Source organism: Micromonospora violae (assembly GCF_004217135.1).
GTDB lineage: Bacteria > Actinomycetota > Actinomycetes > Mycobacteriales > Micromonosporaceae > Micromonospora > Micromonospora violae.
Window position 1 is genome coordinate 2,567,894 of record NZ_SHKK01000001.1, and the last position, 12,836, is coordinate 2,580,729.

Annotated in this window: 9 protein-coding genes; 1 reads left to right on the forward strand and 8 read right to left on the reverse strand. The window is 71.9% G+C overall.

The features are described from left to right. Positions 1-48 precede the first annotated feature (48 nt). Both EV382_RS11605 and EV382_RS11610 read right to left on the reverse strand, forming a co-directional pair. Positions 49-1,359 carry a sensor histidine kinase gene (locus EV382_RS11605; RefSeq protein WP_130401577.1) on the reverse strand — a complete coding sequence of 437 codons (1,311 nt, stop codon included), beginning with the start codon at positions 1,357-1,359 and terminating at the stop codon, positions 49-51. Beyond that, a complete protein-coding gene (locus tag EV382_RS11610; RefSeq protein WP_130401578.1) occupies positions 1,356-2,051 on the reverse strand; it encodes a response regulator transcription factor in 696 nt (231 codons plus the stop codon). Before EV382_RS11610 ends, EV382_RS11605 begins: the two co-directional genes overlap by 4 nt. Before the next feature lie 102 nt (positions 2,052-2,153). Here EV382_RS11610 and EV382_RS11615 point away from each other — a divergent pair, with 102 nt between their 5' ends. Next, a complete protein-coding gene (locus tag EV382_RS11615; RefSeq protein WP_130401579.1) occupies positions 2,154-2,642 on the forward strand; it encodes a septum formation initiator in 489 nt (162 codons plus the stop codon). Between the two features lie 30 nt (positions 2,643-2,672). Here EV382_RS11615 and EV382_RS11620 read toward each other — a convergent pair whose 3' ends face one another. The 6 genes from EV382_RS11620 to EV382_RS11645 form a co-directional block, all read right to left on the reverse strand. Then, positions 2,673-3,743 carry a hypothetical protein gene (locus EV382_RS11620; protein ID WP_130401580.1) on the reverse strand — a complete coding sequence of 357 codons (1,071 nt, stop codon included), beginning with the start codon at positions 3,741-3,743 and terminating at the stop codon, positions 2,673-2,675. Continuing rightward, positions 3,740-4,087, reverse strand: a complete 348-nt coding sequence (locus EV382_RS11625) for a PadR family transcriptional regulator (RefSeq protein WP_130401581.1) — start codon at positions 4,085-4,087, stop codon at positions 3,740-3,742. Before EV382_RS11625 ends, EV382_RS11620 begins: the two co-directional genes overlap by 4 nt. Positions 4,088-4,178: 91 nt before the next feature. Continuing rightward, positions 4,179-8,114: a ThuA domain-containing protein gene (locus EV382_RS11630; RefSeq protein ID WP_208758375.1), complete on the reverse strand. Its 3,936-nt coding sequence runs from the start codon at positions 8,112-8,114 to the stop codon at positions 4,179-4,181. A 216-nt stretch (positions 8,115-8,330) separates the two neighbouring features. Next, entirely contained in the window at positions 8,331-9,791 is a 1,461-nt protein-coding gene (locus EV382_RS11635; protein WP_130401582.1) for a GTPase, read from the reverse strand. Beyond that, positions 9,788-11,641, reverse strand: coding sequence for a dynamin family protein (locus EV382_RS11640; RefSeq protein ID WP_130408704.1), 1,854 nt, complete (start codon positions 11,639-11,641; stop codon positions 9,788-9,790). The genes EV382_RS11635 and EV382_RS11640 overlap by 4 nt, the downstream gene beginning before the upstream one ends. 115 nt (positions 11,642-11,756) lie before the next feature. Next, positions 11,757-12,647, reverse strand: coding sequence for an IniB N-terminal domain-containing protein (locus EV382_RS11645; protein ID WP_130401583.1), 891 nt, complete (start codon positions 12,645-12,647; stop codon positions 11,757-11,759). Positions 12,648-12,836 lie beyond the last annotated feature (189 nt).

The window sequence follows — 12,836 nt, forward strand, 5'->3', positions numbered from 1 at the left end:
CTACCCGGCACCGCAGCGCCTATGCGTCGCGCAGCGGCGTCGCAGCGCCTATGCGTCGCGCAGCGGTGCCGCCGACCCCGGCCGGACCGGCCCCAACCGGAGCAGCACCTGCGCGCCGCCTCCCGGGCCGGCCCGCAGCTCCAGTCGGCCGCCGGCGGCCTGGGCGGCACGCCGGGCGATGTCCAGGCCGAGGCCGGTGGACCCGGCCGCGCTGGCACCCCGCCGGATCGCCCCGGCGGGCATGCCGGGGCCGTCGTCGGCGACCGTGAGAACAACCTCGCCCACCTTGCCCTCCTCGCGGGCGAGCCGGACGCTGAACGGCGTGCCGTCGGGGGTGTGTGCGAAGACGTTGCCGAGCAGGGCGTCCACGGCCGCCGTCAGGGGGTCGGCGGCCACCCCGACGGGGAGCGGGCCGGGCGTCAGGTCGAGGGTGACGGCCCGGCCGGTGTCCTCGGCCAGCACCGACCAGAACGCGACCCGGTCGGCGACGATCGCCGCCGCGTCCGAGGACGCTGGCTGCGCGGGTGCGTGCCGCCACCGGGCCTGCCGGATCAGCCCGGTGACCGCGCGTTCCAGCCCGTCGGCGGCGGCGGTGATCCGGGCGGCGTCGTCCGGGTCACGCAACGACTCCGCCTCCAGCCGCAACGCCGTCAGTGGCGTACGCAGCTGGTGCGACAGGTCGGCGACCTGTTCGCGCTCCTGCATGAGGAGGACCTGGATTCGGCCGGCGAGGTGGTTGAGCGCGCCGGCCACCTCGCGCAGCTCGGCTGGGCCGGCCGGTGTGACCCGGGCGTCCAGCTCGGCGTTGGCCAGCCGGTGGGAGACGGCCGAGAGGTCGCTGATCGGCCGGACCAGGGTGCGGGCCAACCGGTCGGCGATCAACAGCCCGATCAGCACCAGGATCACGCCGAGCAGCGCCAGCACCAGCCAGGCCCGGGTGACTCCGGCGGTCAGCTCGTGCTGCGGCACCGCGATCCGGATCACGCCGGTGCCGTCCGCCCGGCCCTGCACGGCGATGACCACCTCCCGGCCGGCCGCCGACTCCCCGGTGAGGCTCTGTCCGCGGGCGGCGAGGGCCACCGCGGGCGTACGCGGTATCTGGGCGCCCAGCACCGTGCCGTCGGGCAGGAAGACGCTCACCGGTCGCCCGGACTCGGCGGCGAGCTGCTCGACGGTGAGCCGGATGGTCGCCGCGTCGGCGGTGCCGACCACCGGCACCAGGCTCTGCGCGTCGGCGGTGGCGCGAACCGTGGCCCGGTCCTCGGCTACGGTACGCACCAGCAGCGCCAGCGGCACCAGGAAAGCGATGAGGGTGAGGACGCTGACCGCGCCGACCAGCAGCGCGAGGCGGGCCCTCACGGTTGCGCCGCCGGGGCTTCCAGACGCACCCCGACACCCCGCACGGTGTGCAGGTAGCGGGGCTGCTGCGCGTTCTCCCCCAACTTGCGACGCAACCAGGACAGGTGCACGTCGACGGTCTTGTCGGCACCGCCGTACGGGATCTGCCACACCTCGGTGAGCAGCTCACGTTTGGTGACCACCTGGCCGGGTCGACCGGCGAGGTGGTGCAGCAGGTCGAACTCGCGGGGTGTCAGCTCGACCGCGACCCCGTCGAGGGTGACCTGCCGGGCCCGGGGGTCGACGCGGAGCCCGCCGACGACGAGCGTCGGGTCCTGCCCGTCGGTGCCGGAGGGGCCCCGGCGCAGCACCGCCCGGGCGCGGGCGTCGAGCTGCGCGGCGGTGAACGGCTTGACCACGTAGTCGTCGGCGCCCGCGTCGAGCACCCGGACGATCTCGGCCTCGTCGTCGCGGGCGGTGGCCACGATGACCGGCACGGAGCTGACCGCGCGCAGCATCCGCAGCAGCTCGCGACCGTCCAGGTCGGGCAGACCGAGGTCGAGCACGACGAGGTCGGGTCGGTCGTCCAGGGCGTCGCGGAGCCCGGCCATCGCGGTCGAGGCCGCGGCCACCGCGTGGCCGCGTTCCCGCAGGGCGCGGATCAGCGGGGTACGGATGGTGAGGTCGTCCTCGATGAGCAGCAGGCGGGCCACAGCTGGCAGGCTAACCGCTCCCGCTGGCGGTGCGGCGCACGTTAACCATGCCTTAGCGTTCGGATGTGCCAACGACAAGGACGGATCGGGGATAGTCAGGAGATGGGCCGTCGTTCGATCCTCATCGCCGCCGGGTGGGTGGCCACCGCCGCGGTGGCCACAGTGATCGGGTTGGGTGCCATCCGGTTGGTGGGCGAGAGCATCACCGGCACACCGGGCGGGGTGCGCAGTGCGACCGAGATCGAGCGGGCGCTGGCCGCACCCGAACCAGCACCGCCCAGCACCAACACGGCCGCGCCGGGCAGCACCACATCGGCCGCGCCGGGCCCGACCAGCACCGCCTCGGTCGCTCCGAGCGCCAGCTCCGGGATCCGTCGGGGGTTCGCCACCGACGGGGGTACGGCCGTGGCCGAGTGCGGTGCCGGCGGCGTACGCCTCGTCTCCTGGGCGCCGGCGCAGGGTTACCGGGTCCGCGACGTGGACCGCGGCCCGGACGAGGACGTCGAGGTCACCTTCCAGGGGGCGTCCCGGGAGTACGAGTTGAAGGTGCGCTGCATCGGCTCGGAGCCGGTCGCCGTCGCCGACGACTGACCACCGGGGAGCGGGTGAGGTGAGGGTCGCTTACTGAGGCTGCTCGCGGTCGGCGTTTCGGCCGAGGGCGACCATGCGCAGCGTCTCCTCTCGACGTCGCACGAGCAGTGCCCCGGCCAGGAAGGTCACCGGCGCGACGAGCACCAGCATCGCCCACTGCGCCGGCACCAGGGGGATGGCGTGCCCCATGTGCATGGTCGAGGTGACCCAACCGGCGAGGGCGCTGTCGATCACCAGGGCGAGGGCCGCGACGGGCAGGAGCATGACGACGATCCGTCGGCGTACCTCCGGAGTGAGCGTGGCCACCGCGATCATCATGGCCGACGCGGCGACCGCCAGCCCCGCGACGTAGAGCCAGAGGACCAGCTCGCTGCTCGCCTCGATGCCGTAGAAGACCAGGTAGGACACCGCGTCGACGGGGTTGAACGTGGGACTGCCCACCCGGTTCGCCACCAGGAGCGCGACCATCGCGGCCGGCGCGAGCACCAGCGCCAGGACTCGGCGTACGCCCAGCAGTGCGGTCGCCCGGCGGCGCGGCGCCGGCACGGTGACCGCGGCGGCGGCCACCACGGCGAGGGCGAGCTGCGGCAGCATGTCCACCACGTACGTCGGGTTGCCACTGGCCTGCGGAGCGACGAGCGCACCCCAGCCGAGCACGCCGACCCAGGCCAGACCGGCGGCGAGCCACCGCCACCCGAGAAGCACCGCGGCACAGACGCCCGCCCAGCCGGCGACGCGCAGCCAGTCGACGAGATCCGGACCTCTCGGTGCGAACCCGGGCGGCAGGCCCGGCGCGCGGACGAGTTGGTCGAGCAGCGTCTTGCTGGCGAACGCCAGCAGGACGACTCCGACCAGCAGGCCGGTCACCGTCGCCGCGTCCGACCAGCTTGGCTCGGTGAACCCCCGTGCGCCCACCCGCAGCCGTGCCCGCAACCCGGCGCCGACGAGATTCCGCACGTCGGCCGCGGCCGGTCGCCGCTGGCCCGGCCGCGCGTCGGCGAGGAGCACGGCCAGCATCTCGTCCTCGTACACCCGGCGGTGTTCCCAGGGATAGACGGCCAGCAGCCGCCGGTAACGGCGCTCCAGATCGTCGCTGCTCACGCGGCACCTCCATCGGTCAGGAGGCCGCCGCGGCGCAGCCGCACGTGGGCGGCGTCGGCGTTGTGTCGCAGGCGGGCCGCCTCTTCGGTGAGCCGCCGCGCGCCCAGGGCGGTGAGGCGGTAGTAGCGGCGAAGTCGGGACTGCACCACCTCTTCGCGCTCGACCTCGATGAGCCCGTCGGCGCGGAGTCGGTCGAGGACGGCGTAGAGGGTGCCGGCGCGCAGGCGCACCCGGCCGTCGGAGATGCGCAGCACGTCCTCGATGACGGCGTACCCGTGCAGGGGTGTCTCCGCCAACGCGGTGAGCACCAGGAACGTCGGTTCCCGAAGTGGAGCCTCAGCCATGCCAGAGAGCATATACAGGTTGTCGGCATATACAAGGGGGAAGCGCGTGGCCGGCACGGATCACCGTGCCGGCCACGTCACCGGTGGTGGGTCAGCTCGTGTACGCCTCCACCTCCCAGAGCGAGTGGCCATATCCGGTGCCCCGAGCGGTGCCGTAGATGCGCAGGTAGCGACCGTTGGCGCCGAGCCCGGTGTGCTCGTCCACCCCGCCGTCGGCCCCGGTCACCGTCTTCACGGTGGTCCAGGTGCTGCCGTCGTTCGAGGTCTGGATCTGGTACGCGCTGCTGTACGCCGTCTCCCAGCTCAGCTTGACCCGGCCGATCGCGGTGGCGCTGCCGAGGTCGACGCGGATCCACTGCGGATCGGAGAACGTGCTCGACCAGCGGGTGGTGAGGCTGCCGTCGACCGCCTGGGCGCCGGTCACGTCCGCCCCCTCGTTGCTGGAGGTCGTCGTCGGCTTGTTGAGCAGCAGGTTGCCGCCGGTCGGGCTGCCGGTGCCGCCGTACACCTCGAACTCGAACAGCGAGTAGCCCCACGGGCTCCCCCGCGTGGTGCCGAGAAGCCGGACGTACCGGCCGGACCCGCTGAGCCCGGTCAGGTCGTCGACCCCGCCGTCGCCACCGGTGACCGTGCGGATGGTGGTGAAGGTGACCCCGTCCGGCGAGGTCTGGATCTGGTATCCGCTCCCGTACGCCGCTTCCCAGGTCAGCTTGACCCGGTTGATGGCGTACGTCGCGCCGAGGTCCACGTCGATCCACTGTGGGTCCGCGAAGGCGCTGCCCCACCGGGTGCCGGCCGCGCCGTCGAAGGCGTTGGCCGCGACGAACGCGCCCTCGAAGCTGGACGCGCGTGCCGGCTTGCCCCGGGCCAGGTTGGTTCCCGGTTCGGGATCCGGGTCCGGATCCGGCCCGGGTCCGCCGGGGCTGGTGGAGAGGGTGAACTCGTCGATGTCGAAGTACGGGCCGGTGCCCTTGAAGACCAGGAACAGTGTCCGAGTGCCGGTCGGGGCGGTGACCCCGCCGGTGACCGTGGCGAAGGTGGCGTAGCCACCGGTGGGTACCACGGTGGCCGAACCGACCAGTGGCCCGGTGGGCGAGTCGACGCGCAACTCCAGCGTGCCGCCACCGCCGGCCGGTGCGCCGACGCGGGCGCTGAACGACTGGACACCGGTCAGGTTGTACGGGCGGAACGAGATCCAGTCGTTGTTGTCGACGTAGCCGACCGCCGCGCCGCCGTGGCCCGCCGCGCCGGCGACGATCTGGATGCCGGACGAGTCACCGAAGTGCTCGGCCTGGCGTACCCGTGGTTGCAGCACCGCCTGCGTGTGCGTGGTCAGCGCGGGTTGGCCGCCGCCACCCAGGTCGGTGTACTCGGCGTCGATGATGCCGAAGATGTTCGCCGCCGTGTCGTGCTCGCCGTCGGCCGAGGTCTGGATGACCCCGGTGCAGCCCTGCACGCTGCCGAGTTGGTGCCCGTGCGAGTCGTGACCGAGAACGTAGTTCACCTTCACCCGGGCGCAGTTGATCGCGCCGTCCTGGGCGTCGGTGACGGAGACGGAGAACGGCACCGCGTCCCCGAAATTGAAGGTCTGCCCGTTCAACGGGGTGTTCACGGTGACCACCGGGGCGCTGTTGCCGACCGTGACGACCACGCTCGCGGTGGCTGTCTTGCCGGTGGTGTCCCGGACCGTCAGCGTCGGGCTGCGGGTCCCGTTGGTGGTGTACGTGAAGCTCGGGTTTGCAGCCGTCGAGTCGGTGGTGCCGTTGTTGTCGAAGTCCCAGGCGTAGGTGAACGGATCACCGTCCGGGTCGAGGGTCCCGGCGGAGGAGAACGCCACGGTCAGCGGCGCGGTGCCGCTGGTCGGGGTGGCGGACACCTTCGCGATGGGCGCTCTGCCCTCGCGGGCGTACTCGATGCGGTAGAGCGCCGAGTTGGCGTCACCGTTGAACCAGCCGGTGCCGTAGTCGAGCACGTAGAGCGCGCCGTCCGGGCCGAACTCCATGTCCATGACCTGGGTGCCGGTCCACGGGAACGGGTTGATCTTCAGTGGCTGTCCGGTGGAGTCGAGCTTGATGTTCTTGATCCAGCGGCGGCCGAACTCACCGGCGAAGTAGGTCCCGTCGTAGTACGCCGGGAACGCCACCGGCGAGGTGTTGGTCGGGTCGTACCGGTAGACCGGCCCGCCCATCGGCGACAGGCCACCGCCGGTGAACTCCGGCGGCGAGCCGGAGCCGCCGTACGGCAACCAGGCCGGGATGGCCGGGGGCAGCTGGGTGATGCCGGTGTTGTTGGGTGAGTTGTTCACCGGCCCGCCGGCACAGTCGAACTTCGGCCCGGACGGTCCGGACGGGAAGGTGTAGTCGTTGTAGGCGTCGTTGCGGGCGGTGCAGTACGGCCAGCCGTAGAAGCCGGGGCGGTCGATCCGGGCGAACTCGACGTTGCCCGCCGGGCCCCGGTTCGGGTCGGCGGTGCCCGCGTCGGGGCCGTAGTCACCGAGGTAGACGACGCCGGTGGCCTTGTCCACGCTCATTCGGAACGGGTTGCGGAAGCCCATCGCGTAGACCTCCGGGCGGGTCCGCGCGGTGCCCGGGGCGAACATGTTGCCGGCCGGGATGGTGTAGCCGCCGGCCGCGCTCGGCTTGATCCGCAGGACCTTGCCGCGCAGGTCGTTGCTGTTCGCCGAGGTGCGCTGGGCGTCGAAGGCGGGGTTACGCCCGGACCGCTCGTCGATCGGGGTGAAGCCGGCCGAGTCGAACGGGTTGGTGTCGTCGCCGGTGGACAGGTAGAGGTTGCCGGCCGCGTCGAAGTCCATGTCACCGCCGACGTGGCAGCACATCCCCCGGCTGGTCGGCACGTTCAGGATCAGCGTCTCGCTGGCCAGGTTGATGGTGTTGTCCGCGTTCACGGTGAACCGGGCCAGCCGGTTGACGCCGTCCCAGACGGCGAAGTCGGCCGGGGTGCCGGTGGCCGGGGCACCACCACCGGGGGTGTTCAGTGGTGGGGCGAAGTAGACGTACACCCAGCGGTTGGTGGCGAAGTTCGGGTCGGCCTTGATGCCCTGCAAACCCTCCTCGTCGCCGGTGTAGACCGGCAGGGTGGCGGCGACCTTGGTGTTGCCGTTGGCGTCGGTGTGCCGGATCACGCCGTTGCGGGAGGTGTGCAGCACGCCCCGGTCCGGCAGGACGGTGAGGCTCATCGGCTCACCGGTCTCGGCCGCGCCCTTGGCCAGCTCCACCTGCTGGAAGCTGCTGGTGACGGTGGGACCGCAGTCGGCGTCGACCTCCCCCGCCGCGGTCCGGATGCCGCCGAGCAGGTGCTGACGGAAGTTCGCCTCGGCGTACGACGCGTCGGTGTGCCCCAGGCCGGTGTACCAGGCGCGACCGCCGGAGTAGTTCTGGCACCAGGAGATCGGGTGGTCGGCGCCCATGCTGCCGCCGGTGTAGGTGCTCTCGTCCAGGGTGGCCAGCACGTGCACGTTGCCCCGAGGATTGGTGCGGTAGTTGTACAGCTCGTCGAACCGGCTCCACCGCTGCGGCAGCGTCGCGGTGGACGGGTGTACCTGGTCGGCGACCTTCACGGTGACGGTCTGCTCGGCCGGGTGCGAGGCGAAGTACGCCCCGACCAGCCCGCCGTACCAGGGCCAGTCGTACTCGGTGTCGGAGGCGGAGTGCACGCCCACGTACCCACCGCCGCCGGTGATGTAGCGCTCGAACGCGGCCTGCTGGGCGGCGTTGAGCACGTCGCCGGTGGTGGAGAGCCAGATCACCGCGGCGAACCGGTCCAGGTTGGCGTCGGTGAACTGGGTGGCGTCCTCGGTGGCCTCGACGGTGAAGCCGTTGGCCGCACCGAGTTGCTGGATCGCGGCGATGCCCGGGGTGATGGAGCCGTGCCGGAAGCCGGCCGTTTTGCTGAAGACCAGCACGCTGAACGGTGCGGCGCTGGCCGAGGGTGGTGCGGCGACGATGCCGCCCGCCACGAGGATCGCGCTCAGCGCGACGCCGAGCCACGATCTCAGGGATCTGCGCACGGTGGGGGTCCTTTCGCGGTGCGGGGGACGGCGTGCGCCGATCACGCCTGACGGTGGTGGAACGGGACATGTGAATGCATCGTTGCGTCTGGATCACAGCCGCGTCAAGCACTTCGCCGCCATCCGTGAGAGCGTTATCTCCGCAGGTCAGGGGCGACTGTGCGGAGTAAGATCGAATAACGGTTTTCCGGCCGGGAAACAGCTGGACAGGTGCCCTCAGCGGCCGCCCGCGGCCAACTCGGCGATCATCCCCTCGCAACTGCGGACCACCACCTGAGCGCCGCGTCGCTGCGCCAGCGGCAGCAGCGGATCCTCCGCCCGGTCCCGCCACCGCCACTGCGCGTCGGCGGCGACCTCCCAGAGCCGCCGCACGTCGGCCTCATGCTCGATGCCGAGCCGAGCCGCGAGGCCCACCCCGTCGCCGCCGACCAGCCGCTGCGCCTCGGCGGCCAACTCCGCGTCGAACCCCAGCCGGGTGTTGCGCAGCGCCACCAGCAGGCGCAGCTCCCGGAACTCGTGCGCCCCGGCGAGGATCTGCTCCACCGCGCCGACCAGTTCGGCGGACCCCCGGGTGGGCTCGGCCCGCAGCAGCGCCTCCACCGCCGCCAACGCGGACCGGGCCTTCAACGCATCCCGGCGATCGATGAAACAGCGCGTCACCGACTCGCGCAGCTCGGTGAGACCGCTGCGCCGAATCAGTTCGGCGGAGAGCTTCACCCGGCTGTCGAACCCGCTGCGCACCAGCGTGGCCGCCAGCCGGACACCGAAGACCCCGAACCGACTCAGCAGCGCGGCGCGCACCTCGGTGTCCAGTGGTACCGGCAGCTCGCCACGGAGGAAGCGGTCGGCGGAGATGAGGTGGGCGTCCAACTCCGCCCGGGGCACCTGGGCCAGGGCCGCGAGCGCGGCGAAGTCCGACTCACCGAGCATCCGGCCCGCCAGGCCGATCATTCCGCTGCACGCCACGACGTTGACGCTGAGCGCGTTCACCCGTGGGTCGCGGTAGTGCCGCCGAGCAAGCTGACGCGCCGTGAGCAGGCCGTCGATTCGCCCCCCACCGGTCTCGTCGGCGCGGGACAACACCATGATCACGTTGACCGGCGCGGACTGCCCGACGGCGCTGTCCCGGGCGGACTCCAACACCCGCAGGTCACTGTCGCGGCCATCGCGGGTCAGGTACACCATCGCGTCGGCATCCCGCAGGACCCGCTCCAACACCGGCACCCGGCCCTGCTCGGCGCCGCCGGTGACCGCCGGGGTGTCGATCAGCGTGATCTGCCGCAGCGCGCGGGTCGGCCACCGCACCACGATGTCGTGCACGTCTCCCGCGCCCCAGCCGAGATCCACCCGCAGCCCGGTCGCCGACTTCACCACGGCCAACTCCTGCGGCGGCTGCCCGACCGGGTACGCGGTGGCGTGCGGCGTGGTCCCGTCCTCGTACCAGGTGAACGCGCCGTCCGCCCGCTCGACCGGCGCGACCTCCTCGCCCATCAACGCGTTGAGCACCGTCGACTTGCCCGAACGCCACGGGCCGACAACGGCGATCCGCAGCGGCTGCTCCAACCGGGCCACCTGATGCCGAAGCTCCGCCACCGCCCGGGGATTGTCCTGATAGAGCTCGATGGCCTGGTGCAGCAACCCCCACGCCGCCTCGTCCAGGCGCACCCCCACCGTCATGCCTGCGGCTCCAGCAGCAGCGGTGCGGACTGGGCACCGGTCAACTGCTGCGCCTGCTCGTAGACCGCAGCCAACCGGGTCATCTTCAGCCGGATCTCGCGCTGCCGCTGCTCGCGCAGCGAGGCATCGGTGTCGGCCTCCTGCTTCGCGCTGCGGAACGACTGCACGATGGCTTCCTGAAGCTCCTCCGTCAGCCCGGTGAAGTGGTCCCGCAACATCCGTTGCACCTGCCGGGCGGCGTCGCGGCAGTCTCGAATGATCCGGACGAAGAAGTCGTCGACGTGCCGCTGGATCGCCGTCTTTACGGTCGCCTGCCGACGACGCAGCAACTGCTTGCTCTCGTCGCGGATGCTCTTGCCGCCGAAGAGCGCCCCGATGCCGACCGAGACCGGATTGATCATCGGCATCCCGGCCAGGGTGGTCGCCAGACCGAACATCAACATGCCGCCGTACGAGCCCTTCATGCCGGTGAACAGCTTCTGGCCGGTGGTGAACCGGTCGATCGTCGGGCGTTGCAGCTCGGGCAGTCGCTCACCGATGTCGTCCGGCATCGTCATCGACCAGGGCGGTAGCACGTCGTAGCCGTACCGGTCGAAGTTGGCGGCCACCCGCCGGGCGATCCAGTCACAGCGCTGGATCAGCCACTCGTGGTTCGCCTCCGCCGCCTCCACCAGGCTCCGCTCCAGCCACTCCTCGAAGGTGTCCCAGGCGACCAACGGATCGGCGGTGTCGAACGCCTCGTCCACCGCCCGCAGGATCTGGCGGGTCCGGTCGCGCAGGTCGTACTCGAGGTCGGCGAGCAGGTCGGTGATCTCGTCGGTCAGCGTGTTCTGCCATCGGGTGGAGCACCGGCGCAACTCGTCGACCTCGCGCTGTGCCGCGTGCAGCCGCGAGATCGGCCCGGACTGCTCCTCCGCCTCCTGGGTCGCCAACTCGGCGCGCAGCGGCGCGGCCAACTGCTCCACCACCGTCCGGGCGACCGTCTGCACCGCCGCCCGGGCCAGGTGGTCGGCCTTGCCGGCCAGGTCGCGTTGCAGGCGGGCGATCAACGCGGGGAAGCCGGACTCGGCGTTGAGACCACGGTCGTCGGCCGCGGCGGCGCGCAGTCGCAGCGCCGCCGAGACCGGGATCAGCGTCGCCGGGACGCCCGCCTCGGCAAGGTGCTGGCGGTTGCGCTCAGCGACGGTACGCCAGTCCGCCACCAGGTCCGTCTTGCTCTGCACCACCACCACGTTCGGATGTGAACGCGTGATGTGCAGCAGCATGTTCAACTCGGCGACCGACAACTCCCGGGTGGAGTCGGAGACCAGCAGCACGGTGTCGGCGCGGGCGGGTGCGGCCACGGCGGCGGCGCCGAACCCGGCGACGTCGTCGGTGCCGGGAGTGTCCACCAGCACCACCCCGGAACCGAGCAGGGCGCGGGGCAGTCCGATCTCGACGTACGCCGGGCCGCCGCCGGGTCGGCGCCCGACCAGGCCCGCCACGCCGGCCGCGACCTGGTTGAGCGCCACCGGGGTGCGCTCGACGGTCGCCACGGCGGCGGTACCGGTGGGGTGGCCCGGGGCCGGCGGCGCAGTCTGCGCCACCGCCGCGGTGGGAGCCTCGGCGTGCCGCACCACGGTCGGCAGGACGGTCGTACGACCGTCGCCGACCGGGCAGGCCGGAGCGTTGATGATCGCGTTGATCAACTGACTCTTGCCCTGGTTCGGCTCACCGATGACCAGGACACGCAGCGTCGGGTCCAGCAGTTGCGCACGCTTCTGCCGCACCGTCTGGAGGAGGTCACCGCGACCGTGCGCAGCGCACGTGCGGGCGATCTCGTCCAGCACGTCCAACCAGATCCCGGCCATCACCGCACCAAGTGTGCGGATTTCGGATCAATTATCAAGAGGGACCGGATGTGGAACCGGGAAGGGCCGGATCGCCCGAGACGATCCGGCCCTCCGCTCCGACCGGAGATCCGGGTCAGAGCAGACCGCCGGTGAGACCCAGCAGCCCGTGATCGGACGAGGCCTGCGTGTCGCCGCCGAGCACACCATCGGTGACCCCACCGGTCACGTCACCGACCGTGTCGGAGACACCGGGGAGGAGGCTGTCCACCTGGTGCGTCACGCCGCCCACCGTCGACGGCACGTCGAGCGGCGGGACCACGCCGCCGACGACACCGTCGCCGTGCCCGAGGCCGAGCCCGCTGAGGGTGTCATCGACACCGAGCGAGCTGACGACCCCGCCGAGCTGACCGTGGGTGCCGGAGAGGACACCGCCGGTCAGGTCGCCGCCGATCAGATTCGAGTCGGTGATATCCCCGAGCACACCGTTGGGGTCGCCGACGGTGCCGGTGACGTCCCCGAGCACCGGGTCCGCGATCCCGTCCACCGGCTGCACCACGTCGGCGTCGAGAGTGTTCGCCACGTCGGAGACACCGGCCAGATCGGTGTCGAGGCCGTACGGGCCGACGCTCAGGCCGATGCCCGGCAGCACGGTGACTCCGGCGGCGGCGGCCGACGGGTCGACCGCGATGGCGCCGAGCACGCCGGCCTTGACGTCCACGCCGCTGGGCGAGCTGGTGACGCTGATCTGCTGCGCCACGCTCTGCAACTGGCCCACCACGTCGGTGGTGTCGGTGAGCAGCGGGTCGAACCCGAGCTGCCCGACCGGCGACGCCAGCGGCGCGAGGCCCGCCCCCGGCGCGTAGTCGACGACCAGCGGCACGACGTCCTGCACGTCCGCGGCGGTGATGTCGGTAAGCCCGGCACCCCGCAACGCGCCCTCGGGGTCGAGGTCGAAGGCCGACCGCGCGTCCGGGTTCGTCAGTAGGTCGAGCACGAAGTCGTGGAGCGTCTGCTGCGAGTCCATGTGCCGGTTCTCCTCGGATGTGGCATGGCCAGGTGTCGTACGTCGACAGTGACGCTATGGCCGGGGCCCACCCCCGGGCATCGGGGCTGAGCCCGCATCCGGGCCGGTTGAACTAGGGGCTCCGCCGCCTCGTACGTTAGGGGGATGGGGGGAACCCGTCCCGACGAGATTAGGGTCCCGACCAGGGAC

Bases quoted from the DNA above. Each gene is read 5' to 3' on its own strand.
- EV382_RS11635 (WP_130401582.1), bottom strand. From the start codon at position 9,791: ATGACGGTGGGGGTGCGCCTGGACGAGGCGGCGTGGGGGTTGCTGCAC.
- EV382_RS11625 (WP_130401581.1), bottom strand. From the start codon at position 4,087: ATGGCTGAGGCTCCACTTCGGGAACCGACGTTCCTGGTGCTCACCGCG.
- EV382_RS11645 (WP_130401583.1), bottom strand. From the start codon at position 12,647: ATGGACTCGCAGCAGACGCTCCACGACTTCGTGCTCGACCTACTGACG.
- EV382_RS11640 (WP_130408704.1), bottom strand. From the start codon at position 11,641: ATGGCCGGGATCTGGTTGGACGTGCTGGACGAGATCGCCCGCACGTGC.
- EV382_RS11615 (WP_130401579.1), top strand. From the start codon at position 2,154: ATGGGCCGTCGTTCGATCCTCATCGCCGCCGGGTGGGTGGCCACCGCC.